Here is a 26,311-nt window from a genome sequence, read left to right as displayed (position 1 = left end):
CTGACTATCGAAAGGACGGGCCCATGGCCTACATCGAACAGCACTCCGCCGGACTTCCCACGCCCGTGCGGCTTGGCCTCATAGGCTCCGGCTGGATGGGGGCGTTCCACGGCGAAAGCATAGCCCGCAGGGTTCCCGGTGCGGTCTTGGCAGCAGTCGCCGATCCCAACGTGGATTCGGCGGCGTCCGTAGCTGCCCAGCTCGGCACGGCGAAGGTAACCGCCGACGCCGCGGACATCATGGCCGATCCGGAAATCGACGCCGTGATCATTGCCAGCCCGGCACGGTTCCACGCTTCCCTGATCGCCCAGGCCGCGGCCGCCGGCAAGCACGTGTTTTGCGAGAAGCCCGCAGCGCAAAGCCTCGAAGAGCTCGACGCCGCCCTCCTCGCCGTCGAAACGGCGAGGGTACATTTCCAGATCGGCTTCAACCGCCGCTACGCCACCGATTTCCAGGCCGCTAAGAAGGACCTGGCCGAGGGAATTGTGGGAGTGCCCCAGCTCTTGCGCTCGCTGACCCGGGATCCCGGCACCGGGAGCATCGGACACGCGGCCAGGATTCCTGCCTGGACGATCTTCCTGGAAACCCTCATCCACGATTTCGACACCCTGAACTGGTTCAACGAAGGCGCCGAGCCGGTGGAGGTCTACGCTGTGGCCGACGCGCTCGTGGAACCGAGCCTGCGTGATCAAGGATTCCTGGACACCGCCGTGGTCACCATCCGCTACAGCAATGGAGCCCTGGCGGTGGCCGAAGCAAATTTCAGCGCTCTCTACGGCTATGACGTCAGGGGAGAGGTCTTCGGTTCCAAGGGCATGGTGCAGGCAGGACGGCCCACTGAAACTGCTGCCGTGAGGTACACCGCCGAGGGCCTTTCTGCCGAGACCCCCAGGCTCAACGTGGAGCTGTTCCGCGAGGCCTACACCGATGAACTCGTGGATTTCGCGGCGGCAGTCCGCGCCCGTCGCGATGGCACGCAGCCGCCGTCGCGCGCTTTTGCCGTCACGCCGGGAGCCGCCGACGCACGGCGCGCCCTGGCGATGGCGTTGGCCTGCATCGAGTCGGTTCAGCAAGGCGGACCGGTGGCCGTTGCCTCCGTTTCGAGCAGCAGCAAGGCCGGTGTCTGATGCGCCTGGCCGTTTGCGCGGAGATGGTCTTTACGGATTTGCCGTTTACCGAACGGGTGCGGCGGATCCACGAAGCCGGATTCGACGTCGAACTCTGGGACTCGAGGAGCAAGGACATTGCGGCGCTCAAGTCGAGCGGCGCGGTCTTTTCCTCCATGACCGGGTACACGTCCGGGAGTTTGGTTGACGCGGACACAGCCGATGACGTGGTGAGGACGGCTGAAACGCTGATTCCGACCGCCCTGGAGCTCGGCGTCAGCCGCATGGTGGTGCACTCGGCCGAGCTGATCGAGGGGAAGGCAGCCCGTCCCGTGTACCGCTCCAACGGCAGCATGTGGATCACGGGTGTCCGGACCTTGGAGCGCCTTGGCGCGCTCGGTGAGAAGCACGGACTGACGTTCTGCCTGGAAAATCTCAACACCGTGCTGGATCACCCCGGAATTCCGCTGGCCCGGGCCAAGGACACCTTGGCGCTGGTAGAAGCGGCCGGACACCCCAACGTGAAAATGATGCTGGACCTCTACCACGCACAGCTGGGGGAGGGGAACCTCATCGAGCTGGTCCGCACCGCCCTGCCACACATCGGTGAGATCCAAGTGGCGGACGTTCCAGGGCGCTGCGAACCCGGCACCGGCGAAATCAACTACTCGGCCGTGGCCCGGGCGCTCGCGGCTGGGGGATATGAAGGAACCGTTGGCATGGAGGCATGGGCCAGCGGAGACGACATGGAGGCGCTCGAGGCGTTCCGCCGGGCGTTCTCGGGTCACGACGGCACTGGACTGGACGCAACGGTTCAGGACACAACAGACTTTTCAACGGAGGTAGCACTATGAAGGACGTCGTTCTCGGACTGGTCGGAGTGGGGCGAATCGGCGTGATGCACGCCAACAACATCGCCGCGCTCAACGGCGAATCGAATGCGCAGGGCATCAACGTGGAATTGCGGCTCACGGATGTCGCCGAAGACCACGCCCGCAAAGTGGCGGCCGGCCTGGGCGCCGAATTCCTGCCGTCGGTGGAGGCCTTGATCGCCTCCGGAGTGGATGGCCTGGTTATCGCGACCGGAACGGGCACCCACCCGGAATTGATCCGCGAGGGAGTGGACGCTGGTATTCCGGTCTTCTGCGAGAAGCCCGTAGCAATGAACGTGGCCGATTCGCTGCCCGTCCTCGAACACATCCGTGCCAACCACGGCGTGGTGCAGATAGGCCACCAGCGCCGCTTCGATGCCGGCTACCTTGAGGCCAGGCGCGCATACCAAGCCGGGGAGCTTGGCTGGATCCACTCGCTGCGAGCCGTCACCTGCGACATGACTCCGCCGCCCGTGGAATTCCTGGCAACGTCCGGCGGCCTGTTCCGCGATTGCTCGGTCCACGATTTCGACATCCTTCGCTGGCTGACCGGCCGCGAAATCGTGGAGGTCTATGCCAAGGGGTCCAACAATGGCGATCCCGCCATCGGCGAAGTGGGCGACGTGGACACGGCGTTGGCATTGATCACTTTCGACGACGGCACGGTGGGCACTGTGTCCGCCACCCGCTACAACGGGGCCGGTCACGATGTCCGCCTCGAAATCCAAGGTTCCAAACGTTCCCTCATGGTTGGCCTGGACGACAAGACGGCCATGGAATCAGCCGAGGCCGGGATCGCGTTCCCGTCCGGAGAACCCCACAAGACGTTCGCCGAACGCTTCGACCAGGCCTACCGCTCGGAAATGGCAGCATTTGTGGAGCTTGTCCTAGGCCAGCGTGAGAACCCTTGCACCCCGGAGGACGCTGTGGCTGCGTCCCGCGTGGCCGATGCCGCGCAGGAGTCCCTCGCAAGCGGTGTTCCGGTCAAGGTGGCGCCGGCAGGAACGCTCCTGCACAAATGAGGTAGATTCACCCGACCCTCCTGCAGAAACGCACGCCTTTTCACAAACGCTCCTGCAGATTACGAGAAATCCTCCAGTACAAAAACGCTCCTCCGGAACTTCCGTTCCGGAAGAGCGTTTTTGCGTTTAGTTCGAACGGCGCGTGCGGCCGAATCGCGTTAGGCGCCGAACGGCAGCCGGGGGTCGATGTCCTGCCCATCCCAGCTCTGCCGCACCCACCCGTGGTGGGGGTCGTCGCTGATGAGCCATTCGCGAACGGGCCCCGGACCGGCCATGACGTTCAGGTAGTACAAGTCGTAGCCGGGAGCAGCCATGGCGGGACCGTGCCAGCCGTAGGGAACCAGCACGACGTCGCCCGTGCGGACCTCTGCGGCCACGTCGATCGGGCGGTCATCGGAGGCGTAGACGCGTTGGTAGCCGATCGCATCGGCGTCGGCAGGGGCCTTGGAACCGTCAGCCACGCGGGTCTCGAAGTAGTAGATCTCCTCGAGTTGCGTCTCGCCGTCCTTTTCCTCGTCGTGCTTGTGCGGGGGATAGGAGGACCAGTTGCCTGCGGGAGTGAGCACTTCGCAGACGATGAAACGGTCTGCCTCAAGCGCGGCTGGGGTGCCGAAGTTGTGGACCTGGCGTGAGCAATTGCCTGCCCCACGGAGCTCCACGGGAGTCTCCGCGGCTGTGACCAGCCGGGTGGGATATGACGCGTTCGCCGGGGCGGTGGCAACGGCGACGCGGCCGCCGTCGGACGAACTGATGGTGATGGCGGTGTTCGTACCGGAATACAGGACATCGCTGGGCCCATGGAAAACTGACGCCCGCCCCGCGAGGGGGTACTCGACGCCGTCGACCGTCACCGTGAAGGCGCCGTTGAGCGGCACGACGATCCGTTCTTCCGCTGCGGCGGGGAGTTCGACGGCGGTGCCTGCGGCGAGCGTGGCGACCTTGAGCCCGGTGTGGGCCCAACCATCCACGGCCAAGGCGGAATCGGAGGTTCCGAGCGAGATGTCCCAATCGCCGTCGTTGGCGGTTCCCAGTGGATAGACCCAGTTGGCCATGAAGTTATGTCCTTGCGTTAGCGCTGTACGAGTGTCATTTCAAAGCTGTAGGAATCCGCCCGGTAGACGTGGTGGCCGGTTTCCACCATGCGTCCGGTGTCGTCGACGGCGGTGCGCTCCATGGTGACCAAAGCCGAGCCGACCTCCGCCTCCAAGAGCGGTGCCTGGTAGTCGTTGGCGATCATGGCGCCGATCCGCTGCGAGGCGAGACGGAAGTTGACGCCGCCTCGGCGCAGAATGGCGTAGAGGCCTTCCGCGGCCAGCATCGCTTCGTCCATGGCAGCGATGTCGTCCCGGACCCAGTTCTCCATGAGTGCAAGCGGCTTGCCGCCCACCTTGCGGAGGCGTGTGAAGTGGTAGACCTTCGAACCCGCCGGGAGCTGCAGTGCGGCCAGCGTAGCTGCGTCTGCCTCCATGTGGGAGAAGCTGAGGACCTGCGTTGTGGGCTTCTTGCCGTTGTTGGTCAGATCGTCGTAGAGGCTGGAGAGCTCCAGGGGCCGGCGAACCTGGCTCGAAACCACCTGTGTGCCTACGCCGCGCTTGCGGACCAACAAGCCGGAGCGGACCAGTTCATCCATGGCCTTGCGCATGGTGGGCCTGGACAGGTTGAGCTGGGCGGCGAAGTCGATTTCATTGTCCAAACGGCTGCCGGGTTCCAGCACTCCGCTGTGGATGGCGGCCTCGATGCCCTGGACCACCTGGTGGTACAAAGGCACAGGGGAAGAACGGTCGATAATGAGGCCAAGTTGATTCGCCATTGCATGCTCCCTCGCGTTCCGGGACTGTCCCGGACGTAGCTCCATGTCCGCTCATGTTCGCTTGATAGGACATACTGCTTTATCGATGATAGCAGGAGCCTTGGCTTGGTCAAGGTTATTGGAGGCGGGTCTATTGCACCGTTTTGAGGGCGGTGCGGGGCATGTCCAGACATCAGAACCAGGGGTGTAGTTGGCGCCCTCTCCGGGGACCGAGGCGCCGTCGCCGGGCGCTGCCGCGTTCACCGTCAGCGTCGCCGGGCGCTGCCGCGTTCACCGTCAGCGTCGCCGGGCGCTGCCGCGTTGCCTAAGGAAGCCGACGCCGGCCAGGACGGCGCCCAGTCCCTCGGCGACGGCGCTGAGGGACTTCTCGAAAAACCATACGGGCTCGTGCATAGCCGGGATCGGGCCCAAGGCCGGTATGTCGACATACCGGTAGAGGAGGACTGCGATGAAGGCGCTGGCAGCGACCACCAAGGCGGCCGCATAGGCTGGCCGGCTGCCGCGGACCAGGACGTACAGGCCAGCGAGAACCGCGGCGACCGCTTCAAGGCGGAACAGGTTGCCTTGCCCGATTCCGCCTGGGGCGCCCAGCTGGTAGCCAGGGGCAAGGTGCAAATGCACCACTGCGTCGATGACCAAGGCTGCCAGGACAAGCAGCCGCAACAGGATGTCCCTGGGCTTGCGGCCGCCCAGTTCGCGCATGCTCATTTCACTGCGCTCATTTCACTGTGCTCATTTCACGACCAGCGTTCCATGCATGTTGGAGTGGTAGGCGCAATGGTAGGGATAGCTGCCAGGTGCGCTGGGTGCAGTGAACTGGACTGTTCCACCCCCGCCATCGACGGCGGCATCAAAGGCCTTCCCATCGTCTGAAGTGACCGTGTGGGCCTGGGCGTCCTCGTTCTTCACAGTGATTTTGGCGCCCGGGCTGACCGAGACGGGTCCTTGATAGCCAAAGTTCTTGATGGTGATGGTGAGCGATTGGGAGGTCCCAGACGGCGGAGCGCTGGAGGACGCGGCAGAAGGTGGGCTCGATGAAGCCCCCTGATAGCCACCACCGGACGACCCGCACCCACTCACTGCGATCAGGAGGGCCGCCGAGACGATGACCATCAATGCCTTGGGGTTCTTTCCCATGATTGGTTCCCCGATTCTCATGTCCGGTGGCCGGAATGTGCTTGCCACACTGATGAGACGAATTTCAAAGCGGTCAGGTTCACGGGAACGCGCAATTGCCTCCGGCGGGCGGAGACTGGCCGTCTCAGTCAGGCCACGGGGCGCAGCGTCCTGCAGACTTCCACGAAAGCCTTGAAGGGCGCGAGCCGTTCCTCGTCGGGCAGCTGCGATGCCTCGGGATGCCATTGCACGGACGCCACCCAGCGCTGCGGATCCTCGAGGGCCTCCACCGTGCCATCCTCTGCTACCGCAGTCACTTCCAGGCCGTCGCCTACCCGGTCCACAGCCTGGTGGTGTCCCGAGGCAATCCGCACCGAGTCCCGCGAGCCATAGAGCCCAGCCACTTTGGAACCTGGAGAAAGTGCGACGTCGTGCCACGCCCAGGTGCTCAGCTCACCCTCCGCCGGGGTCAGGCCGTTGTGCTCCACCGCCGACGGGTGCATGTCCTGGATGAGTGAGCCGCCGTACACCACGTTCAGGAGCTGATGGCCGCGGCAGATGCCAAAAGTGGGCAAACCGGCGTCGAGCGATTCCCGGGCAACCGCCAAGTCCAGGCGGTCCTGGTCCGGGTTGACGTCATAGCAGGCATCGATCGCCTCTTCGCCGTAGAGTCGCGGATCCAAGTCCCCTCCGCCGGGCAGCAAGACTCCGTTGAGGGAACGGAGCTCGGTGGCCAGCCGGCCGGCTTCATCGGTGAAGGAGGCGTCCAGCAGTACTGGCTCCGCACCGGCGTCGCGCACTAGTTCGACGATGAAATCGAAGAGTTCATTCGCCTCTCCCACGCGGGCATCGGCATCCTCGGAGCTGCTGAGGCGGACGGGGATGCCGATCCGGGGCCGGACGCTGCTCTGCTGTTCGGAAGTCTGCATGCTCCATGATGCACCGGCCGGGCGACTCCTGCGCAACGGAACCGCGGGCTTACGCTGATGCCATGAACCCGTCCGGCGCCCTGGCCCCCAGCCCCCGCACACTCGACATTGAGAGCATCGCCCATTTTGACCGATTGCTCAGCTCCGGCGCGGCGACCATGCACGGCTGGCACGCCCAGTCGCTGGACCTGCGGGGCCGGCGCGGCGACTTGGAGCGGCTGGATCCCCAAGGCGCCATCTTCCTGGGCTGCACCTTCGACGACGGCGTGGAGGACTCCCTGCGCGGCCGCGGTGCCCTCATCTTTCCCAAGCTTCGCGGAGTGCCGTTCAACCCCTACCGGGGCAGCCTCTACAGCGCCGCCGAACTTTACGAGGACATTGACTCGACAGAGTACGAAGCCACCCTGGATGCCCAGGTCTACCACTGGAGCATCATGCCTGGGCAGCGGACCAGCCTGGACGCCACCCTCGCCGCCGCGCTGCACGACCACGCCATCGGAGACGCCCTGGACGAGCTCATGGGCAACGGGGATTTCCCGGGGAACAAGATCGTGGGCGTCATGGGCGGGCATGCCGCGCAACGCGGAACACAGGATTTCGACGACGCCGCGCGCCTCGGGCGGCTCCTGGCACTGTCCGGCTTCACCGTGGCCACGGGTGGTGGGCCGGGGGCCATGGAAGCGGCCAATTTGGGAGCCTACTTGAGCGGCCTGCCCGACGTCGACTTCGCCGTCGCGCTCCGCTCGCTCGCGGCGGTGCCGGGTTTCCGTCCCTCCGTGACGGCTTGGGCGCGGGCGGCGGCCGCCGTCGTCGGGCGCAATCCGCGCGGAACGACGTCGCTGGGCATCCCCACCTGGTTCTACGGGCATGAGCCGCCCAACCTCTTTGCCACCCACATCGCCAAGTACTTCGCGAATTCCATGCGCGAAGCGATCCTGCTGGAATTGTGCAACGGCGGAATCGTGTTCCTCCCGGGCTCCGCCGGCACCGTGCAGGAAATTTTCCAGGACGCGTGCGAGAACTTCTACGGTGCCCCGGAAACCGTCACTCCGATGGTGCTCGTGGGACGCGACCACTGGGAACACAAGTATCCAGCGTGGCCTATGTTGCAGAGCCTCGCTGCCGGGAAAGTGATGGAGGACTGGATTTTCCTGGTGGACACGGTGGAGGAGGCGCTCGCCGTCGTCGCGGACTAATTATTCGGGCCTTGGTCTCCGCCCCCGTCAGCAACGGACCTTCCCAGCCTCGGCCCCGCCCGCCCCGCCCCGCCCCGGCAGCAAGGGACATGCCCAGCCTTGCCTCGGAACAATGGACATATTGCGAATATGCCCATCTCTGGACTCCAAGGCTGGGCATGTCCCTTTGGGCGAGAGCGTTATGTCCGCTGCTAAGGCTTCGGACTGGGCAGGTCCGGTGGATGACGAGTGCGCATGTCCATTTCTGGAGTCCTGAGCGGCACAGGTTCTTAGGGTGCCGGCAGCTTAGTGCGCTGCGCGGCCTCCCAGGCGCGTGGTGATCTTCCGGGCTGCATCTTGGCAGGCCTCGCCGAGGCTGGCGAGAGTGTCCTGGGAGACGCGGAACTTGGGGGGCGGGGATCAGTACGGAGGCCACGATGTCTCCGCGGTGGTCTGCGATAACAAGTGCGAGCTAGTTGGGGAAGGTGGCGCATCATCTGCAACGAGGTTGCGTAGAGTGAGTGGACTCCCGCCCTAGAACACAAAGAAGCTCCCCGGATCCATGGATCCGGGGAGCTTCAGAGCGAGATGGGTTCAGGGACTACTTGAGCCAGGCAGCCACCACATCCGGGTGGGCATCGACCCATTTCTTGGCCGCGGCGTCGGGCTTCATCCCGCCCTGGATATCAGTTGCGACGGAGTTCTGGTCCGCGTTGGTCCAGGAGAAGGCCTTGGCCAGTTTGGCGGCGGGAGAGCCGCTGTCCGCGAACTTCTTGGAGATCACCTTGTTCAGTTTGTAATCGGGGTAGTCACAGGCCACCTTCTCGGCGTTGGAATCGCAGCCCGGCGTGTAGGCCGGCAGGCTGACCTTCTTGAGGGAGACCTCGGAAAGGAACCATTGCGGTTCGTAGAAGTACCCCAGCAGGGGCGTCTTGTTCTTCTCGGCCGAGCGGAATGACTGGATGAGAGCGGCTTCCGAGCCGGAGAAGACCACTTTGTAGTCCAGACCAAGGTTCTTGACGAGGGCCTCGTCGTTGGTCACGAACGCTGGGTCGCCGTCCAGGACCTGGCCCTTGCCGCCTGATTCGGACGTGGCAAAGAGGGAAGCGTATTTGTTCAGGTTCTTGCTGTCCGTGATGTCCGGGTACTTGGCGGCCATCCATGGTGGTACGTACCAGCCGATGTGACCTTCATTGCCGGTGGGTCCGGCGTCGACCGCTACTTTCTGATCGGTGATGTATTGCTTCGCGAGGTCCTCGTGGCCCCAGTTCTCAATAACGACGTCGACTTCGCCGGATGCGAAGCCCTGCCAGGAAATCTGTTCCGACAGGTCCTTCTGGACCACTGTGCAGCCGAGCTTGTTTTGGGCGATGTAGCTATAAACGGCCGCATTCGCCGTGTAGCCCACCCAGGCGTTGAGGGCCACGTTGACGCTTCCGCAGGGGGTGCTTGAGGCACCTGCCGCGGCGGCCTGATTGACTGTGGCGCCGCCGCAGCCGGCAAGCAACAGGGCGGCAGCCGCGGTTCCGGCGAGGGTGGGAATTGTTCGTTTCAACAGCAGTCCAGCTTTACTCATGGTTGGGTCTCCTTGTTGGGCAGTGTGCGAGTGTCAGGGCCGTTAGTGGGTGGTTGATTTTGCTGAAGGGACTTTTCGAACGGGGTTGGCCGCGGCAGCCTGTGTCATGCGGTCCAACAGGATGCCGAGGAATACGATGGCCAAGCCGGCGGCGAGGCCCTTGCCGAACAGTGAACTTTGGACAAAGCCGGCGACGACGTCGTACCCCAAGCCACCTGCTCCGACCAGCGCGCCGACTACCACCATGGCCAGGACGTAGATCAGGCCTTGGTTGGCGGCCAAAGCCAGGGATTGGCGGGCCATCGGGAGCTGGACCTTGGTGATGACCTGCCAAGGGGTTGAGCCGCTGGACACTGCGGCTTCCATGACGGTGGGCGATATCGCGGCGATGCCGTCGGCCGTGATCTTGATGGCTACGGGTGCGGCGTAGATGATGCCGGCAATGATGGCGGTGAACCGTGTGGCGCCGAAGAGGCCCAGGAACGGAACCAGATAGACGAACGCGGGCATGGTCTGTCCCGCGTCAAGCATGGGCCGCATGATCTGGTCCACTTTGTTGGACCTGCCCATGGCCACGCCGAAGATGACGCCCAGGACGATGACCACTGCGGTGGCAACGAGGGTGCCGGCCAAGGTGACCATCGCATCGCTCCACAGGCCAAGGTAGATGATCACGGCCAGGCATGATGCCGTGACTGCCGACAGCTTCCAGCCGCCGAGGGCAAAAGCCGCGATGACAATGACCGCGACCAGGAGGTAGAACGGTGTTTCCGTCAGAAGGGACTGGAACGGGTTCAGAATCCCGGTGGTGACTGCCTCGCGGAAGGACACCGTGAACAGGAAGAGGTTGGTCTGCAGCCATTCGCTGGCCGAGCTCACGCCACTGACGATGGCTGGGCCAATGTTGAGATCCTTCGGGAAGGCAGCTGCCCAGAGCATCGTGCGGGACAACTGGACCATGACGAGTGCCACCAGCAGGGTCGCGGCCAGCAGGATGTACCGGGTTCGCCGCGATATCCGGCGTTTGCGGTTTGCCCCGGGTTCGGCTCGGCGGCTGGCGGCCGTCGTTACGCGGTCCAGCACGATGGCGAGCAGGACGATCGACAGTCCAGCGTTGACGGCTGTGCCGACGTCGAGCGATTGCAGGGCGCGGACAACCACTTGTCCCAACCCCGGTGCAGCGATGAGCGCCGCGATGGTGACCATGGACAGCGCAGCCATGGTGCTCTGGTTGATCCCCATCACGATGGTGCGCCGTGCCAGGGGGAGTTGAAGGGTGAGGAGCCGTTGCAAGCCCGTGGTTCCCAGAGAGTCGGACGCTTCCCTGGTGTTCTCTGGGATGCATCGGATTCCATGCGCCGTCAGTCGGATGACCGGAGGTGCCGCGTAAATCACAGTGGCGATCACGGCGGAGGCGGGGCCGATCAGGAAGATGAGGGCCAGCGGAGCTAGGTACACGAAAGTGGGAAGGGTCTGCATGAAGTCGAGAACCGGAGTGATCACTTTGGCAACCCGGCCATAGACCCCGGCCAGGACTCCGAGGGGGATGCCGATCAGCAGGGTAAACAGGACGGCCGTGAGGACAAGGGCGAAAGTGTAAGCCGCCTCCACAAACAGCCCTTGAAGACCGAAGAACACGAAGGCCGCCGCGGTCAGGAGAGCCACCCGGGCATTGCCCACGGCGAAGGCGATCCAGCTGAGCAACGCGACGGTTCCCAGCCAGCCGATCTCCGGCAAGCGAAGCCCGGTTGAGCTCGCCGCGAAAATGCCGATGAACAGGTTTGCGACGGCGTCGACGGCGGCCCGGAGGGGAGTGAAGACGTACTGGAAGACTGGATTGTCCGCACGGTTCGCTGCCACCCAGGCATTGAATTGGTTGAGGGAGCGGTGCAGGTCAGTAAGTTCCGACGCCGGCAGCGTGAGGGTCGCGGTGCCGTGGAGGAACAGGAATCCAACGAGCCAGACGACGCCGGCCCCGCCCAGGAGCAGCGCGCGGCGGCTTAGCCGCTTGCGCGGCGCACGGACAGAGACGGGGCTGGTATGAATCGGGGCCCGGTCACGAACGAGGGTGGACATCACGCCGCTACTTCCGCGCCGCGGATGACCGACAGGATGCTGTCTCGGTCGATCTGGCCGGTGATCTTGCCGGAGTCTTCCACCAGGACAGGACACGATGAGTTCATGACCGTTGGGATGGCGTCGCGGATGATCGTGCCGGCGCTCAAGACGGGAGCGTCCGCGGGAGTGCCGGGTTCTACGGGATCGGTGATCCACTTGAGCGTCAGGACATCTGCCCGGGGCACTTCGGAGACGAAATCGGCGATGTACTTGTCCGCCGGTGATCCGACGAGGTCATCGCCGGTGCCGCACTGGACTGTCTCGCCGTTCCGCATGATCAGGATGCGGTCCCCGAGTTTGAGCGCTTCGGACAGGTCGTGGGTGACGAACACCATCGTCTTGCCCATCTCTTTGTGCAGCCGGATGACCTCTGCCTGCATATCGCGCCGGATGAGCGGGTCCAGGGCCGAGAACGGTTCATCAAAGAGGATGGTGTCCGGGTCGCCGGCCAAGGCGCGGCCCAGCCCGACCCGTTGCTGCATTCCACCGGAGAGCTGATCAGGGAAATGCTGCTCATAGCCTTTAAGCCCCACGAGGTCGATGATTTCGCGGGACCTGGCGTAGCGCTCGTTCTTGGCGGCGCCACGGATCTGCAACCCGTAGGACACGTTGTCCAGCACGGTGCGGTGCGGTAGGAGGCCGAAATGCTGGAAGACCATGGACATTTTCCGCCGACGCAGCTCCCGAAGCTCAGTGGTTCCTGCCTGTGTCACGTCCTTGCCGTCGACGAGGACACTCCCCGACGTCGGTTCGATCAGCCGGGTGAGGCACCGGATCAGGGTGGACTTTCCCGACCCGGACAGGCCCATGACCACGAACACCTCGCCTTTGGCGACATCGAAGTTCATATCCCGCACGGCTGCATTGCATCCGGTGCGTTCAAGCAATTCGGCGGAGCTCAATTTCGACAGCTCGGGATCCTTGGGGATCTTTTCACCTCCGGGTCCGAAGACCTTCCAGAGGTTGCGCACTGATATGTCAGGACTGTTCATTGCTGTACTCCTGCCTGTGGCGGCTCGAACCAATGGCTGGGCCCGGGGCTGATGTTTTGCCAGATGTGTTTTGTTTCTCGATATTCGGCCAAGCCCGCGAGCCCCAATTCGCGGCCATTGCCGGACTGTCCGAAGCCGCCCCATTCGGCTTGCGGAACGTACGGGTGGTAGTCGTTGATCCAGACCGTCCCGTGGCGCAGCGCTTCGGAGACCCGCTGGGCCTTCGAAGCGTCTGCCGTCCACACGGCACCGGCCAGTCCGTAGACGGTGTCGTTCGCCAGCCGGACGGCCTCTTCCTCGGTGGTGAATGTTTCCACCGTCATGACGGGGCCAAAGGATTCTTCCTGGACCACGCGCATCGAGGTCTTGCAACCGTCCAATACCGTGGGCGGGTAGAAACTGCCACCGGCCAGCGCCGGGCTGTCCGGAATGAAGCCCCCGCACAGCAACCGGGCGCCCTCCGCAACTCCGGCCTGCACGTAGGCGTGGACCTTGTCCCGGTGGGCCGTGGAGATCAACGGGCCGGTCTGGGCTTCCTGGTCGAAGGGGCCGCCCAGCCGGATCTGGCGTGCACGGCGGACCACTTCTGCCACGAATTCCTCGTGAATGGACTCTTCGACAATGAGCCGTGCCCCGGCCGAGCAGACCTGGCCGGAATTAAGGAAGACGGCAGTCAACGCGTTATCGACCGCGGCCTCCCGGTCAGAGTCGGCAAAGACCACATTCGGGTTCTTGCCGCCAAGCTCGAGCGCCACGCGCTTGACCGTCTGCGCAGCAGCCACCATGATCCGCTTGCCGGTTTCCAGTCCGCCCGTGAAGGAGACCAGATCGACCCGCGGATCGGAACTGAGCACAGCCCCCACTTCCGGTCCCGTTCCCGTCACAAGGTTCGCGACGCCGTCGGGCACTCCTGCTTCCCGCAGGGTGTCCATGAGCAGGATGGACGTGGAGGGTGTCAGCTCACTGGGCTTGAGGACAAAAGTGTTGCCGGCCAAGAGTGCGGGCGCAACCTTCCACGAAGCCTGCAGGAGCGGGTAGTTCCACGGCGTGATGAGGCCGCAGACGCCTACGGGCGCGTGGATGACCCGGCTGATGGCGCCGGGCCGGCCGGTGTCGATCACGCGGCCCGCGTCAGTACCAGCCACGCTGCCGTAGTAGCGGAAGCAGGCTATGACGTCGTCGATGTCGTACTCGGCCTCGACCAGGCGCTTGCCGGTGTCCAGGGCTTCGGCTGCGGCGTAGGCGGCCTTGTCCCTCAGCAGCAGCTCGGCCACGCGGAGCAGGATCGCGCCGCGTTCCAGTTCCGGCGTGTTCGGCCAGCGGCCGTCGTCGAACGCGTTCCGGGCGCTCGCCACCGCTGCCTCGGCGTCCGCCGAGGTGCATTCGGCGACGTCGGCAACATGCGTGCCGTCCGCCGGGCAGGTGATGCTGCGGACTCCTCCGGCGGACTGCCGCCAGCCGCCGTCGACGTAGCTGCCGCGCACCGTGTGGGTCTGGGAAAGTTGTGGGCTGTTCATGCCGCTCCCTAGTTCCGTGCCGAGCTGGCTTCGGGCCGGCTCTCCGCGCTGTCCAGGCCGCCCAAGCTGACCGGAACCGTGCTGTCCGGAAGTGGGCTGGTGCCGTGACGGTAGAACTCGGCGGCGATCGGAGCGAGGGGTTCGCGGCCCTGAATCAAGTCCGCAGCCTTTTCGGCCAGCATCATCACCGGTGCGTAGATGTTGCCGTTGGTCACGTACGGCATTGCCGAGGCATCCGCCACGCGTAGGCCCGAGGTGCCGTGCACCCTCATGCTGAGGGGGTCCACCACGGCCATGGGATCCGTGGCCGGACCCATCTTGGCCGTGCAGGACGGGTGCAGGGCGGTCTCGGCGTCGCGGGCTACCCAGTCGAGGATTTCCTCGTCGGTCTGGACTGCTGGGCCAGGGGAGAGCTCACCACCATTGAAAGGCGCCATGGCCGACTGCTCAAGGATGTGCCGCGAAATCCGGATGGCTTCGACCCACTCGCGCCGGTCCTGGTCTGTGGAAAGGTAGTTGAACTTCATGGACGGGTGGGCGGTTGGATCCGTGGAGGTGATCTTCAGGCTCCCACGGGCGTCGGAGTACATAGGGCCGATGTGCACTTGGTAACCATGTTTGGCATCGGCCTTTTGACCGTCGTACCGGACGGCCACCGGCAGGAAGTGGAACATGAGGTTGGGGTAGGCCACCTCTTCGTTGGAGCGGACAAAGCCGCCCCCTTCGAAATGGTTGGTGGCCGCCGGTCCCTTGCGGCCGAACAGCCACTGCAGGCCGATCCATGGATAGCGCCAAAGGCTCAGGCTGGGCTGCATGGACACCGGCTGGGTACAGGCGTGCTGGATGTAGACCTCCAGGTGGTCCTGCAGGTTTTCGCCGACGCCCGGGAGGTCAACCACCGGTTTGATACCGAGAGACTTGAGGTGCGTGGAGTCCCCGACGCCGGACAACTGCAGCAGCTGCGGAGTATTGATGGCTCCTCCGCACAGGATGACTTCCTGGGCATCCACGCTGTGCTTCTTGCCGTTCCGGCGGTAGTTGACGCCGGTGGCCCTGACATCGGAAGTACCAGTTCCGGTGAAGTTGATTTTCGATACGAGCGCCCGGGTCCTTACCGTGAGGTTGGGCCGGTTGAGGTGCGGCCGCAAGTAAGCCCGGGAGGCAGAGAGCCGCTGGCCCTTGTGCACGTTGCGGTCGAAGGGGCCGAAGCCCTCCTGCCGGTACCCGTTGACATCGTTGGTTCGCGCAAAACCGGCTTCTTGGGCGGCGCGGAAGAAGGCTTGGAAAAGGGGATTGCGGGCGGGACCGCGCTCAAGGACCAAAGGTCCGCTGTGTCCGCGCAGTTCATCGTCGGGTTCCGCGGCGAGGGCGGTTTCCATGCGGTTGAAGTATGGGAGGCAGTGCGCGAAGTCCCAGGTCTCCATTCCGGCGTCGGCTCCCCAGCGTTCGTAGTCCAAGGGGTTGCCGCGCTGGAAGATCATCCCGTTGATGGAACTGGAGCCGCCCAGGACCTTGCCGCGGGTGTGGGCGATCCGGCGTCCGTGCATGTGCGGCTCGGGGTCGGATTGGTAGCGCCAGTCGTAAAACCTGTTCCCGCTGGGGAAGGTCAGCGCAGCGGGCATCTGGATGAACAGATCCCAGGGGTAGTCGCTGCGGCCCGCCTCCAGGACCAGTACGGTCTTGGTGCGGTCTGCGCTGAGCCTGTCTGCCAGCACCGATCCGGCGCTGCCTCCACCCACAATGACGTAGTCAAACTTTTCGTTGGCCATTAGTTGAACTCCTTTGAAGTGATCCCCGTTGCTGTGTTCCGATAGCCAAGAGGGCGTTAGCCTCGCAGCTTTTCCATGTTTGGATCCACGAGGGGATCGGCGGAGATGGTGGCGGGGATCCGCTTGCCGAAGTATTCGATCTCGACGGCGTCACCCTCGCCCGCTTCGGCGGGCAGCCACGCGTAGGCGATCGGTTTGCGGACGGTGTAGCCGTAGGCGGCACTCGTGACGTAGCCGGCAGGCTCTCCCCGGAAATAGACAGGTTCCTTGCCCAACACCACGGACGTGCCGTCGTCGACCGTCAGGCAACGCAGGCGGCGGTTGACGGGCAGTTCGCGGCGGGCTTTGAGGGCCTCGGCGCCGACGTACCCTTCCTTGTCCTTGCCGACCGAGAAGCCCAGGCCGGACTGGAACGGCTCATGCTCAGGAGTCACGTCGGTACCCCACAGCCGGTAGCCCTTCTCCAGGCGTAGGCTGTTGAACGCCCCGCGGCCGGCTGCGATGATGCCCTGCTCCTGACCGGCCTCGAAAAGCAGGTCCCAGAGCCTTTGGCCGTTTTCCGCCGTCGTGTAAAGCTCCCAGCCCAGCTCGCCCACGTAAGAGAGCCGCATCGCCGTGACCGGAATCCCGCCGATCCGCACCTTGTTAGTCCGGAAGTACTTCAAACCGTCGTTGCTGAAATCGTCGTCGCTGACCTTGGCGATCACCTCGCGGGCCAACGGTCCCCAGAGACCCACACAGCATGTGGAACCGGTGATGTCGCGGACCTGGACCCACTGGCGCACGTCCTCGGCGGTTTGCTTGCGGGCTTCGGTGGTGAAGTAGTCGAAATCGATGTTGCCATTGGCGCCCACCTGGAAGGTGGTCTCGTCCAGCCGGGCCACCGTGATGTCGCTGCGGATGCCGCCGTCGTCGTTGAGGAGCAGGCAATACGTCACGGCACCCGCCTTCTTGTCGACTTTCCCGGCACTGAGGCGCTGCAGGAGCGTTACCGCTCCCGGGCCGGAAACCTCCAGCCGCTTGAGCGGCGTCATGTCATAGAGCGCGACGGCGGTGCGCGTCTTCCAAGCTTCGGCGGCGGAAATGGGGGAGTGGAACATGGCTGCCCAGGGCTCGCGCTCCGGCGCCTGCCATTCTTCCGGGAGCTCTTCGAGCAAGCCGCGATTGGCTTCGAACCAGTGCGGGCGCTCCCAGCCGTGGGCTTCAAGGAAGAACGCCCCGAGCTCCTTCTGGCGGGCATTGAACGGGCTCACGCGCAGCTCACGCGGGGAAATCCTCGGCTGCAGCGGGTGCAGGACATCGTAGATTTCCACGAAGTTCTGTTGCGACGTTTCGCTGACGTAGCTCTCCGCGGTCTGGATTTCTTCGAAGCGGGAGACCTCGCATTCGTGGAGCGGAATGCGGGACTGGCCCTCGATGAGGCGCTCCGCCAGGGCACGGGCCACGCCGGCGGAATGCGTCACCCATACGGCCTCGGCAACGAAGAAGCCCTCAACATCCTTGGACTCGCCGACGAGGGGACCGCCGTCGGGAGTGAACGAGAAGATCCCGTTGAAGCCATCGGCAATCCGGGCGCCGGCGAGTGCCGGAAGGAGTTCCTTGGAGTCTTCCCAGCACGGCAGGAAGTCTTCTTCCGTGAACGCCAGGCGGGACGGCATCCGGTGCTCGGACATGTCGGCCGCGGCAACCTCGGGCAGCTCCCGGAGGTCCACGGGCATGGGCTTGTGGGCGTAGGAGCCGATGCCCATCCGGTCCCCGTGCTCGCGGTAGTAGAGGTCCTTGTCCTGGTGGCGGAGGATCGGCATCCAGGCGCCGTTGGCCGGATCAAGCAGCCGCGAAGCATCGTTCCGGCCCACCAGGTCCGGCACGGAGGTGGTCTTGACATACTGGTGCGCCAGAGGGAGGAGCGGCACGGACATGCCCACCATGGCGCCGATCTTGGGCCCCCAGAACCCTGCGCAGGAGACCACGATGTCTGCGGGGATCACGCCGTCGGGCGTTTCGACGCCGGAGACCTTGCCGCCGGACTGTTCGATGCCGGTGACGGCGGTGGAACCGCGGAACGTGACTCCTGCGGCGCTCGCCTTGGCGATGAGCAGTCCGACCGCACGGGCGGCGGAGGCCAAACCGTCGGAGGGAACGTAGAGCCCGCCGAGCACCTTTTCCTGGTTGAGCAGCGGGTAGTGCTTGGCGCATTCGTCCGGATCGATGAGCCGGCCTTCCACACCCCACGAGGCCGCGTAGCCCAGCTTGCGCTTGAGGTCCTCAAGGCGTTCCGGAGTGGTTGCCACTTCGAGTCCGCCCACTTGGTTGAAGCAGGAGACGCCGGATTCGCTGAGTGAGAGCAGCTTGTCCACCGTGTAGGACGCGAATTGGGTCATGGTCTTCGAAGCGTTGGTCTGGAACACCAGGCCGGGGGCGTGCGAGGTAGAGCCGCCCGCCAGCTTCAGCGGGCCTTGCTCTACCACGGTGATGTTGGTCCAGCCGCGGGTGGACAGCTCATCCGCGAGATTGGCGCCGACGATGCCGGCTCCGATGATGACGACGCGGGGTGTTGTGGACATGCGGGAAGCTCCTGAAGTAGAAGGGCGGGGCTGGAAGTTGTGGGAACCTAGACGTGGCCGTCGACGGTCAGTCCGGGCGGCAGGTTGGGGGCGTCCTCGGATTCCTTGACCATGATGTGGCCGTCAATCACCAGGACTTCGTGGACCCTGATGGGCAGTTTGGCGGGAGGAGCGTCGGCCGCTCCGGTGCGGAGATTGAACTTCGAAGCATGGAGGGGGCACTCGACCCAGCAGTCCTCCACCCAGCCGTCGGCGAGGGAGGCGTCTTGGTGCGTGCAGGTGTCGTCAAGGGCGAAGAGCTCGCCCTCTTCGGTGTGAAATACGGCAATGGGCGGGGACGTCTCAAGACGAATCGCGTCCCCCGGGGCCAACGAGCTGAGCGGGCAAGCACTGTGCATCTCAAGAACCTCTTTCACCGGATTGGTCAAAACCTGTGGGGCGGTTGTCTCATGATCAACGCTGATCACAATACGCAACAGAGTGATGGACCTCACAGGGGCTTGTCAAGGGGTTGAAGTTACTTCGCAGTTTCCTTGACATGCATTGTGAAGTCCGTCACGCTGTTTCGCATAATGAAGTTTGTTGCGTAATGCGCAATAAACTTTCGAACGGCTCGGCGAGGAGGAAGCCATGGAGACATTGGCGATCGTGGGGGCATCATTGGCGGGTCTTTCCGCCGCCCGTGCTGCCCGGGCGCAGGGCTTTTGTGGCCGGCTCCTCATCATTGGAGATGAGCAGCACCGGCCCTATGACCGTCCACCCCTGTCCAAAGAGTTCCTGGCAGGAAAAATCGGCATCAAGCACTTGCTACTGGAAGCCGAGGAGACGGGTTCGGATGACCCCCTCCAGGCTGAATGGCTGCTAGGCGCGCCTGCGAGGAGCTTTGACGCAGCTAGCAAGACCATCACCCTCGGTGACGGGCGCACGGTGGTGGCCGACGGCGTCGTCATTGCCACCGGAGCCTCAGCCCGCACGCTGCCCGAACTTGCGGGCCTATCCAATGTCTTTACCCTGAGGACGCTCGAGGATGCGCAGGATCTGGCTCCGGAACTCGTTCCGGGCGGCCGCCTGCTGGTGGTTGGCGCTGGATTCATCGGCGCAGAGGTGGCGTCAACAGCCAAGGGCCTGGGAATGGATGTGACAATCATCTGCAAAAGCCCGATGCCGCTGACCGCTCCTCTCGGTCCGGAGATGGCTGCCGTCATGGCCACGCTCCATGGGATCAACGGCGTGGAGCTGATTTGTGACACAGGAATCGACTCGTATTACAGCTACGAAGGAAACGTGACCGGTGTCCGGCTCAGCGACGGGCAGTACCGTTCCGCCGACGTCGTCCTCCTCGGAATCGGGGCAGTCCCCAATGTCGGATGGCTGGCCGGTTCGGGCCTGGCGATCGACGACGGCGTCACCTGCGATTCGATGGGACGGACGAACGTCCCCGGAGTGGTCGCCGTGGGGGACTGTGCGGCCTGGTTCGACGCACGCAGCGGGCGGCACCTCCGCGTGGAGCATTGGACTGGCGCACAGGAACGTTCCGCCCTGGCCGTCGCCGGACTCCTGGATCACTCGGCCCCTCCCCAACAGCTCAACCTGCCGTACTTCTGGTCCGACCAGTACGGAGTGACGCTGCAGTTCGCCGGCCACGCCCGGGACGCAGAGCGTATCGAGATCGAAGCCGGGCAGCCCGATACGCACAGCTTCCTCGCGGTGTACTACCGGGGCGAGGATCCGGTAGCCGTCCTCGGGGTGAACCAGCCGCGTCTATTCACCCGTTGGCGCCGGCAACTCAACGCCCGCAACTCCCAGCCCGTCCTGGCAACCCCGTAAACATTCCCAAGTCTCAACCACGTTCATCACTGAATAGGAGTCAGAATGACCACTGAAGTTGTTTCCCCCAGCCTGATCCCCACTCTCCCCGGCCGCACTTATGTCAGTGAAGACATCTTCCGCGCCGAGCAGGAGCACATCTTCGAACAAATGTGGTTCTGCGCAGTGCGGACCGCGGACCTGGAAAAGGCCGGATCGTTCAAAACGGTCCAGATCGGCCGCGAGAGCGTGCTTATCAACCGCACCCGCAAGGGAGAGATCCGCGCGTTCTACAACATCTGCCGGCACCGCGGCGTGAAGCTCTGCATGGAGGAATCAGGCGAGGCCAACCGCTCGTTCCAGTGCCCGTACCACGCCTGGACCTACGATCTTGAGGGAAAACTCATTGCGGCCCCGAACCTCACCAAGATGCCGGATATCGACCGCAACGAATACGGACTGGTCAAGGTCCACGTCCGGGAATACATGGGCTACGTTTGGGTCTGCCTCGCGGATGAGCCACCGTCGTTCGAGGAAGACGTCATGGGTGCGATCGAGGAGCGCCTCGGGGATCTGCGGGCTGTTGACGACTATGACATCGCGAACCTGAGCCTTGGCCGGCGCATCAAGTACGACGTCAAAGCCAACTGGAAGCTCATCATTGAAAACTTCATGGAGTGCTACCACTGTGCCACGATCCACCCCGAACTCACGGAGGTCTTGCCCGAGTTCGCCGACGGCCTGGCCGCCCAGTACTTTGTGGGCCATGGCGCCGAGTTCGGGGAGGATATCAAGGGCTTCACGATTGACGGTTCCGAAGGCCTGGATCGCATTCCCGGAGTCGGCGATGACCAGGACCGCCGCTACTACGCGGTGACCATCAAGCCGAACGTCTTCGTCAACTTGGTCCCGGACCATGTCATCATCCACCGTATGTTCCCGCTGGCAGCGGACCACACGATCGTCGAATGCGATTGGCTGTACCTGCCCAGTGTGGTGGAATCCGGCAAAGACGTCTCGGCATCGGTGGAGCTGTTCCACCGGGTCAACGAGCAGGACTTCGACGCCTGCGAACGTTGCCAGCCGGCCATGGGCTCCAAGATCTATGCCAAGGGCGGCGTCCTGGTCCCAAGCGAGCACCACATCGAGGCGTTCCACAGCTGGGTCACCAGCAAGATCGCCGACGTCCCAGTGGAGGGCTAACCGCCGCTGGCTGCGGTGTAGCCCATCTTGACGCTGATTGAATGCCCGGCCTGCTTGAGCGCATCAAGGAGGCCGGGTATTTTTTCCGGTTCGAAACGGAAGGCGGGGCCGGACAAGCTGATCGCACCGATCACGGTGCCGCTGTGGTTGCGGATCGGAACCGCGACGGCGTTGAGTCCGCGTTCGAGTTCCTCATACGTGGCGGCGTAACCCGCCTCCGCGATGACCGGCATTTGCTGCTCCAGCTCGTCACGGTCAGTGATGGTGCGTGGCGTGTATTGCGCCTGGCCGGCCTCCCTGAGGACACGGTCGCGCGTCGCGGGCGGCAGGGCGGCAAGCATGACCTTGCCGCTTGATGTGGCGTGGAGCGGCGTGAGGCCGCCGATCCAGTCCTGGGTACCGAGCGTGTTGGGGCCAATGGCCTGGTCCACGTTGACGGCGAAGTTTGACCGAAGGACGGCCAGGTTGGCGGTCTCAGCGAACTTCTCGGCCAAGGCCTCGAGGTCTTCCCGTGCTTCCCTGACCAGGCTGAGCCGGGCCGGGATGGCGCTAGCCAAGCGCAGGATGTTGAAACCCAGTTGGTATTTTCCGCGCTCGTGATTCTGCTGTACCATGCCCCGGGCATCCAAGGCGCTCAGCAGTCGCGACGCCGTTGATTTGTGGACGCCCATTTCCTCCGCGATTTCACTCACACCGGCGTCGCCGTTGCGCGCCAGGATTTCGAGCACGGTGATGGCCCTGTCCACGGACTGCACACCGGCATGGTGCGCACCGGCGGGATCGGTGTCGGGGTCGTTGGCAGGGCTTACGTCAGCGTCCATGTGGTTCATCGTCTCAAACGCGGTCAAGTGGGCCGTCACACTTGGCTGCGTGTCTTGGGATGCGGCAGGTTTTACCTGGTCATAGGCGTATCCGGGCGATGACCAAGCTGCAGAGGTGGCCCGGCTGCGGGCCCTGGGCGCACTGACGCCGACGTCGGCCAGGGCGATGTGTCATGGGTGTGCCTCGCCGACTCGGAAGGCAATGAGTTCTGTGTCCTTGCCCCGGGCTGAGGCCATTCCTTCTGACGCGCCTTCGTGCCACACTTGGTGGACTATCGAGTGACTGGGGGATCCGGGTCAGGAGATTGGTATGCGTGTTCTGATGCAACCCCGCACTTCGGGCCGCCGACTGGTGGTGATCGAGCCATGTTCATCGGTTGGGCTTACTTAATGGCGGGGGTAATGACAGTTGATGCCCTCTTGCTGGGATTGCTCCTGTTGAACGTGAAGTGGCCCAAACACTGGAAGAGAAACGGCTAGGGTCAGCGCATGTGCCGAACCTAGAGCACCTTGCGGATCGTCTCTTCGAAACTCACCACGTGGTGCAATGCGAGTGCGGCCGCACGGTCTTCGTCGCCGTCGGCGATCGCGGTGAGCAGTTCAGCGTGCTCCGCGACGTGGCCTGTCACTGAGGGCATTTTGTCCAACATGTGGCACCAGATGCGTGTTGCCAGGTTGTCGTAGCGGATCAGCACGTCCTCGAGGTGCGGATTAGCCGCGGCTTTGTAGATGAGCCGGTGCACCTGGATGTCGTAGCGCATGAGTTCCTGCTGGCCGGCGTCGTGCCCTTCCAAGCCGCTGATGGCGGCAGCGACCTCGCGCAGTTCTTCCCGCACCTTGGGGCTGGCCATGCGGGCAGCCCGCCTTGAGGCCAGGGGCTCAAGCAGCTCCCGGATTTCGGAGACGTCCGCCAGTTGGGTGATGTCGACGCCGGTGGCAAAGGTTCCTCGCCGGGGATAGGACACCACCAGGTGGTCGCTTTCGAGCCGCTTGATGGCCTCGCGCACAGGCGTCCGCCCGATGCCGAGTTCCGCGGCAATCTGCCCATCATTGATGGGGTCGCCGGGCTTGATCTCCAGCATGATGAGCCGGTCGCGCAGGAGCAGGTAGGCGTTTTCCGCCAAGGACGTTCCCTGGGTGCCCGTTTCCAGTGCTTCCAATGCAGTGCTCATGTGCTCTCTCCCGTTTGCCGCAATTCCAAGTCTGGCGGATCAGTTGCTGCCGGGCTGTTGACGGTTGTGTGATCTCCAACATACTATGGCAACAGTTCTAATATATCAGTTGCTTATTAGTCGGTAAACATAAGTATTTCAAAAGGAGAACATGATGGTTGAACCGCTGATCCGCCCGCTCGCCCAGGCGGACCCGGAGGTTGAACAGGCGATCGCCCAAGAACTCATCCGGCAGCAGTCCACGCTGGAAATGATCGCCTCCGAAAACTTCGCCCCTGCCGCCGTCATGGAGGCCCAGGGCTCGGTCCTGACCAACAAGTACGCCGAGGGCTACCCAGGCAAGCGGTACTACGGTGGCTGCGAGCATGTGGACGTCATTGAGCAGTTGGCAATCGACCGGGTGAAGGCCCTCTTCGGCGCTGAGGCAGCAAATGTCCAGCCGCACTCCGGCGCCCAGGCCAATGCGGCAGCCATGTTCGCGCTCCTTGAGCCCGGGGACACCATCATGGGCCTCGACCTCGCACACGGCGGGCACCTGACCCACGGCATGAGGATCAACTTCTCGGGCAAGCTGTACAACGTCATCCCGTACCACGTCTGCGAATCCGACCTCCGGGTGGACATGGCGGAGGTCGAAGCCCTGGCCCTGGAACACCGTCCGAAGCTGATCGTTGCAGGCTGGTCGGCGTATTCGCGGCACCTTGATTTCGCCGAATTCCGCCGCATCGCGGACCTTGTGGACGCCTACCTCATGGTGGACATGGCACACTTCGCCGGCCTCGTCGCGGCCGGCCTGCACCCCAACCCCGTGCCTTACGCCGACGTCGTGACCACCACAACCCACAAGACCCTCGGCGGCCCGCGCGGCGGCGTGATCCTGTCGAAGGAACAATACGCACGCAAGATCAACAGCGCGGTCTTCCCCGGCCAGCAGGGCGGCCCACTGGAGCACGTGATCGCGGCCAAGGCTGTGGCGTTCAAGATGGCGGCAGAGCCTGAATTCCAGGAACGCCAGCTACGGGTGCTGGAAGGCGCCAAGCTCCTTGCCGAACGGCTCCTGAAGGAAGACGTGGCCGCAGCAGGGATCTCTGTGGTCAGCGGAGGCACCGACGTCCACCTGGTCCTCGTTGACCTGCGCCACTCGGAACTGGACGGACAGCAGGCTGAGGACACGTTGCACCGCATCGGCATCACCGTGAACCGCAACGCGGTCCCGTTCGACCCCCGCCCGCCGATGGTCTCCTCCGGACTCCGTATCGGAACCCCGGCACTCGGCGCCCGCGGCTTCGGGGCCAAGGAATTCGTGGAGGTCGCGGACATCATTGCGACGGCGCTGATCGCCGCAGCAAGCAGCGGTACCCTGGGCGACCACACCGCCGTCGAACTCCGTGCGAGGGTGACCGCGCTCGCCGAACAATTCCCCCTTTACCCCCACCCTTCGCAGGAAGGCAGTGGCAACGACGCCGCGGCCACCGAACGTGAGGCAGAAATGATTGGAGCAGCCCAGTGAGCGCAGACCAACTCCCCGAACACCCGGATTTCCTGTGGCGGAACCCGGAGCCCAAAGCTTCCTACGACGCCGTGATCGTGGGCGGTGGAGGCCACGGCCTCGCCACTGCGTACTTCCTGGCCAAGAACCACGGAATGACCAACATCGCCGTCCTGGAAAAAGGTTGGCTCGCCGGCGGCAACATGGCCAGGAATACCACCATCATCCGTTCCAACTACCTTTGGGACGAGAGCGCAGCCATCTACGAGCACGCGCTGAAGCTCTGGGAGATCCTGCCCGAGGAACTTGAATACGACTTCCTCTTCAGCCAGCGCGGCGTGATGAACCTCGCCCACACGCTGGGCGACGTCCGCGAAAGCGTCCGCCGCGTCGGGGCGAACAAGCTCAACGGAGTCGACGCCGAATGGCTGGATCCGCAGCAGGTCAAGGAACTTTGCCCCATCCTGAACATCAGTGACAATATCCGCTACCCGGTCATGGGTGCCACATACCAGCCCCGGGCCGGCATCGCCAAGCACGACCACGTTGCCTGGGCCTTCGCCCGGAAGTGCGACGAACTGGGTGTCGATATCATCCAGAACTGCGAAGTGACAGGCTTCCTCAAGGACGGCAACCGCGTGGTGGGCGTCAAGACCAACCAAGGCACCATCCACACCGAAAAAGTTGGCCTTGCCGCCGCCGGCCACAGCTCCGTCCTCGCCGAAATGGCCGGCTTCCGCCTCCCGATCCAGTCCCATCCCCTCCAGGCGTTGGTGTCCGAACTGCACGAACCCGTCCACCCGACCGTGGTCATGTCCAACCACGTGCACGTCTACGTTTCACAGGCCCACAAGGGCGAACTGGTCATGGGCGCCGGCGTCGACTCCTACAACGGCTACGGCCAGCGCGGCTCCTTCCATGTGATCGAGCACCAGATGGCTGCCGCCGTCGAACTCTTCCCGATCTTTGCCCGGGCCCACGTGCTGCGGACCTGGGGCGGAATAGTGGACACCACCATGGATGCCTCGCCGATCGTGGGACTCTCGCCGGTAGAGAACATGTTCGTCAACTGCGGTTGGGGAACGGGTGGCTTCAAGGGCACACCCGCTGCCGGCCTGACCTTCGCCCACACCATCGCCACCGGCACTCCGCACGAGCTCAACAAGCCCTTCTCGCTGGAACGCTTCGAGACCGGTGCCCTGATCGATGAACACGGCGCCGCCGCCGTCGCCCATTAGCCGCAGCCCTTTTAGG

General features: G+C 64.0%; 22 protein-coding genes and 1 pseudogene. 8 read left to right on the top strand and 15 right to left on the bottom strand.

Annotation, left to right across the window (positions count from 1 at the left end):
* Positions 1 to 23 precede the first annotated feature (23 nt).
* The 3 genes from AC3ANQ_RS17965 to AC3ANQ_RS17955 are packed head-to-tail and all read left to right on the top strand — an operon-like array spanning position 24 to position 3,000.
* Positions 24 to 1,127 carry a Gfo/Idh/MocA family oxidoreductase gene (locus AC3ANQ_RS17965; RefSeq protein WP_488302282.1) on the top strand — a complete coding sequence of 368 codons (1,104 nt, stop codon included), beginning with the start codon at positions 24 to 26 and terminating at the stop codon, positions 1,125 to 1,127.
* Entirely contained in the window at positions 1,127 to 1,960 is an 834-nt protein-coding gene (locus tag AC3ANQ_RS17960) for a TIM barrel protein (RefSeq protein ID WP_488302281.1), read from the top strand. The genes AC3ANQ_RS17965 and AC3ANQ_RS17960 overlap by 1 nt, the downstream gene beginning before the upstream one ends.
* Complete coding sequence (locus AC3ANQ_RS17955) at positions 1,957 to 3,000, top strand: Gfo/Idh/MocA family oxidoreductase (protein ID WP_488302280.1); 1,044 nt, start codon at positions 1,957 to 1,959, stop codon at positions 2,998 to 3,000. The genes AC3ANQ_RS17960 and AC3ANQ_RS17955 overlap by 4 nt, the downstream gene beginning before the upstream one ends.
* Before the next feature lie 158 nt (positions 3,001 to 3,158).
* Here the strand turns inward: AC3ANQ_RS17955 and iolB are convergent, their stop codons facing one another.
* From iolB to AC3ANQ_RS17930, 5 genes are all read right to left on the bottom strand, one after another.
* The gene (iolB, locus tag AC3ANQ_RS17950) at positions 3,159 to 4,052 is read right to left on the bottom strand and encodes a 5-deoxy-glucuronate isomerase (RefSeq protein ID WP_488302279.1); all 894 of its coding nucleotides are present in this window, start codon (positions 4,050 to 4,052) and stop codon (positions 3,159 to 3,161) included.
* Between the two features lie 17 nt (positions 4,053 to 4,069).
* Positions 4,070 to 4,810, bottom strand: coding sequence for a GntR family transcriptional regulator (locus tag AC3ANQ_RS17945; protein WP_488302278.1), 741 nt, complete (start codon positions 4,808 to 4,810; stop codon positions 4,070 to 4,072).
* Between the two features lie 276 nt (positions 4,811 to 5,086).
* Positions 5,087 to 5,518 carry a hypothetical protein gene (locus tag AC3ANQ_RS17940; RefSeq protein ID WP_488302277.1) on the bottom strand — a complete coding sequence of 144 codons (432 nt, stop codon included), beginning with the start codon at positions 5,516 to 5,518 and terminating at the stop codon, positions 5,087 to 5,089.
* Positions 5,519 to 5,542: 24 nt separating this feature from the next.
* Positions 5,543 to 5,947 (bottom strand): cupredoxin domain-containing protein, encoded by a 405-nt coding sequence (locus AC3ANQ_RS17935; RefSeq protein ID WP_488302276.1) that lies wholly within the window; start codon positions 5,945 to 5,947, stop codon positions 5,543 to 5,545.
* Positions 5,948 to 6,075: 128 nt separating this feature from the next.
* Positions 6,076 to 6,855 carry a gamma-glutamyl-gamma-aminobutyrate hydrolase family protein gene (locus tag AC3ANQ_RS17930; protein ID WP_488302275.1) on the bottom strand — a complete coding sequence of 260 codons (780 nt, stop codon included), beginning with the start codon at positions 6,853 to 6,855 and terminating at the stop codon, positions 6,076 to 6,078.
* 62 nt (positions 6,856 to 6,917) lie between these two features.
* Between AC3ANQ_RS17930 and AC3ANQ_RS17925 the strand changes: the two genes are divergently transcribed.
* Positions 6,918 to 8,051: an LOG family protein gene (locus AC3ANQ_RS17925; RefSeq protein WP_488302274.1), complete on the top strand. Its 1,134-nt coding sequence runs from the start codon at positions 6,918 to 6,920 to the stop codon at positions 8,049 to 8,051.
* Positions 8,052 to 8,336: 285 nt separating this feature from the next.
* Here AC3ANQ_RS17925 and AC3ANQ_RS17920 read toward each other — a convergent pair.
* The 8 genes and pseudogenes from AC3ANQ_RS17920 to AC3ANQ_RS17885 all read right to left on the bottom strand — a co-directional run.
* Positions 8,337 to 8,490: pseudogene (locus tag AC3ANQ_RS17920) on the bottom strand (IclR family transcriptional regulator); the annotation flags it as partial.
* A 141-nt stretch (positions 8,491 to 8,631) separates the two neighbouring features.
* Positions 8,632 to 9,606, bottom strand: a complete 975-nt coding sequence (locus AC3ANQ_RS17915) for an ABC transporter substrate-binding protein (protein WP_265980928.1) — start codon at positions 9,604 to 9,606, stop codon at positions 8,632 to 8,634.
* 42 nt (positions 9,607 to 9,648) lie between these two features.
* The gene (locus AC3ANQ_RS17910; protein WP_488302273.1) at positions 9,649 to 11,682 is read right to left on the bottom strand and encodes an ABC transporter permease; all 2,034 of its coding nucleotides are present in this window, start codon (positions 11,680 to 11,682) and stop codon (positions 9,649 to 9,651) included.
* A complete protein-coding gene (locus AC3ANQ_RS17905) occupies positions 11,682 to 12,716 on the bottom strand; it encodes a quaternary amine ABC transporter ATP-binding protein (RefSeq protein ID WP_488302272.1) in 1,035 nt (344 codons plus the stop codon). Before AC3ANQ_RS17905 ends, AC3ANQ_RS17910 begins: the two co-directional genes overlap by 1 nt.
* A complete protein-coding gene (locus AC3ANQ_RS17900) occupies positions 12,713 to 14,233 on the bottom strand; it encodes an aldehyde dehydrogenase family protein (RefSeq protein ID WP_488302271.1) in 1,521 nt (506 codons plus the stop codon). The genes AC3ANQ_RS17905 and AC3ANQ_RS17900 overlap by 4 nt, the downstream gene beginning before the upstream one ends.
* Before the next feature lie 8 nt (positions 14,234 to 14,241).
* Positions 14,242 to 16,002 (bottom strand): choline dehydrogenase, encoded by a 1,761-nt coding sequence (gene betA, locus AC3ANQ_RS17895; protein WP_488302270.1) that lies wholly within the window; start codon positions 16,000 to 16,002, stop codon positions 14,242 to 14,244.
* Between the two features lie 56 nt (positions 16,003 to 16,058).
* Positions 16,059 to 18,566, bottom strand: a complete 2,508-nt coding sequence (locus AC3ANQ_RS17890; RefSeq protein WP_488302269.1) for a GcvT family protein — start codon at positions 18,564 to 18,566, stop codon at positions 16,059 to 16,061.
* 47 nt (positions 18,567 to 18,613) lie between these two features.
* Positions 18,614 to 18,964, bottom strand: coding sequence for a bifunctional 3-phenylpropionate/cinnamic acid dioxygenase ferredoxin subunit (locus AC3ANQ_RS17885; RefSeq protein ID WP_268024675.1), 351 nt, complete (start codon positions 18,962 to 18,964; stop codon positions 18,614 to 18,616).
* Positions 18,965 to 19,196: 232 nt separating this feature from the next.
* Here AC3ANQ_RS17885 and AC3ANQ_RS17880 point away from each other — a divergent pair, with 232 nt between their 5' ends.
* On the top strand, positions 19,197 to 20,393 hold the full coding sequence (locus AC3ANQ_RS17880) for an NAD(P)/FAD-dependent oxidoreductase (RefSeq protein WP_488302268.1): 1,197 nt from the start codon (positions 19,197 to 19,199) through the stop codon (positions 20,391 to 20,393).
* A 45-nt stretch (positions 20,394 to 20,438) separates the two neighbouring features.
* Positions 20,439 to 21,575, top strand: coding sequence for an aromatic ring-hydroxylating oxygenase subunit alpha (locus tag AC3ANQ_RS17875; RefSeq protein WP_488302267.1), 1,137 nt, complete (start codon positions 20,439 to 20,441; stop codon positions 21,573 to 21,575).
* Here AC3ANQ_RS17875 and AC3ANQ_RS17870 read toward each other — a convergent pair.
* Together AC3ANQ_RS17870 and AC3ANQ_RS17865 are read right to left on the bottom strand one after the other, a co-directional pair.
* A complete protein-coding gene (locus AC3ANQ_RS17870) occupies positions 21,572 to 22,396 on the bottom strand; it encodes an IclR family transcriptional regulator (RefSeq protein WP_488302266.1) in 825 nt (274 codons plus the stop codon). The genes AC3ANQ_RS17875 and AC3ANQ_RS17870 overlap by 4 nt on opposite strands.
* A 500-nt stretch (positions 22,397 to 22,896) precedes the next feature.
* Positions 22,897 to 23,568 carry a GntR family transcriptional regulator gene (locus tag AC3ANQ_RS17865; RefSeq protein WP_488302265.1) on the bottom strand — a complete coding sequence of 224 codons (672 nt, stop codon included), beginning with the start codon at positions 23,566 to 23,568 and terminating at the stop codon, positions 22,897 to 22,899.
* 154 nt (positions 23,569 to 23,722) lie between these two features.
* Here AC3ANQ_RS17865 and glyA point away from each other — a divergent pair, with 154 nt between their 5' ends.
* A complete protein-coding gene (gene glyA / locus AC3ANQ_RS17860) occupies positions 23,723 to 25,078 on the top strand; it encodes a serine hydroxymethyltransferase (RefSeq protein WP_488305367.1) in 1,356 nt (451 codons plus the stop codon).
* Positions 25,075 to 26,295 (top strand): sarcosine oxidase subunit beta family protein, encoded by a 1,221-nt coding sequence (locus AC3ANQ_RS17855; protein WP_078106196.1) that lies wholly within the window; start codon positions 25,075 to 25,077, stop codon positions 26,293 to 26,295. The genes glyA and AC3ANQ_RS17855 overlap by 4 nt, the downstream gene beginning before the upstream one ends.
* The last annotated feature ends 16 nt before the right edge of the window (positions 26,296 to 26,311 follow it).

The organism is Arthrobacter sp. DMZ02-1R (assembly GCF_057747935.1).
This window is presented reverse-complemented; position numbering and strand designations above follow the sequence as displayed.

Bases quoted from the DNA above. Each gene is read 5' to 3' on its own strand.
- AC3ANQ_RS17965 (WP_488302282.1), top strand. From the start codon at position 24: ATGGCCTACATCGAACAGCACTCCGCCGGACTTCCCACGCCCGTGCGG.
- AC3ANQ_RS17960 (WP_488302281.1), top strand. From the start codon at position 1,127: ATGCGCCTGGCCGTTTGCGCGGAGATGGTCTTTACGGATTTGCCGTTT.
- AC3ANQ_RS17955 (WP_488302280.1), top strand. From the start codon at position 1,957: ATGAAGGACGTCGTTCTCGGACTGGTCGGAGTGGGGCGAATCGGCGTG.
- iolB (WP_488302279.1), bottom strand. From the start codon at position 4,052: ATGGCCAACTGGGTCTATCCACTGGGAACCGCCAACGACGGCGATTGG.
- AC3ANQ_RS17945 (WP_488302278.1), bottom strand. From the start codon at position 4,810: ATGGCGAATCAACTTGGCCTCATTATCGACCGTTCTTCCCCTGTGCCT.
- AC3ANQ_RS17940 (WP_488302277.1), bottom strand. From the start codon at position 5,518: ATGAGCATGCGCGAACTGGGCGGCCGCAAGCCCAGGGACATCCTGTTG.
- AC3ANQ_RS17935 (WP_488302276.1), bottom strand. From the start codon at position 5,947: ATGGGAAAGAACCCCAAGGCATTGATGGTCATCGTCTCGGCGGCCCTC.
- AC3ANQ_RS17930 (WP_488302275.1), bottom strand. From the start codon at position 6,855: ATGCAGACTTCCGAACAGCAGAGCAGCGTCCGGCCCCGGATCGGCATC.
- AC3ANQ_RS17925 (WP_488302274.1), top strand. From the start codon at position 6,918: ATGAACCCGTCCGGCGCCCTGGCCCCCAGCCCCCGCACACTCGACATT.
- AC3ANQ_RS17915 (WP_265980928.1), bottom strand. From the start codon at position 9,606: ATGAGTAAAGCTGGACTGCTGTTGAAACGAACAATTCCCACCCTCGCC.
- AC3ANQ_RS17910 (WP_488302273.1), bottom strand. From the start codon at position 11,682: ATGTCCACCCTCGTTCGTGACCGGGCCCCGATTCATACCAGCCCCGTC.
- AC3ANQ_RS17905 (WP_488302272.1), bottom strand. From the start codon at position 12,716: ATGAACAGTCCTGACATATCAGTGCGCAACCTCTGGAAGGTCTTCGGA.
- AC3ANQ_RS17900 (WP_488302271.1), bottom strand. From the start codon at position 14,233: ATGAACAGCCCACAACTTTCCCAGACCCACACGGTGCGCGGCAGCTAC.
- betA (WP_488302270.1), bottom strand. From the start codon at position 16,002: ATGGCCAACGAAAAGTTTGACTACGTCATTGTGGGTGGAGGCAGCGCC.
- AC3ANQ_RS17890 (WP_488302269.1), bottom strand. From the start codon at position 18,566: ATGTCCACAACACCCCGCGTCGTCATCATCGGAGCCGGCATCGTCGGC.
- AC3ANQ_RS17885 (WP_268024675.1), bottom strand. From the start codon at position 18,964: ATGCACAGTGCTTGCCCGCTCAGCTCGTTGGCCCCGGGGGACGCGATT.
- AC3ANQ_RS17880 (WP_488302268.1), top strand. From the start codon at position 19,197: ATGGAGACATTGGCGATCGTGGGGGCATCATTGGCGGGTCTTTCCGCC.
- AC3ANQ_RS17875 (WP_488302267.1), top strand. From the start codon at position 20,439: ATGACCACTGAAGTTGTTTCCCCCAGCCTGATCCCCACTCTCCCCGGC.
- AC3ANQ_RS17870 (WP_488302266.1), bottom strand. From the start codon at position 22,396: ATGGACGCTGACGTAAGCCCTGCCAACGACCCCGACACCGATCCCGCC.
- AC3ANQ_RS17865 (WP_488302265.1), bottom strand. From the start codon at position 23,568: ATGAGCACTGCATTGGAAGCACTGGAAACGGGCACCCAGGGAACGTCC.
- glyA (WP_488305367.1), top strand. From the start codon at position 23,723: ATGGTTGAACCGCTGATCCGCCCGCTCGCCCAGGCGGACCCGGAGGTT.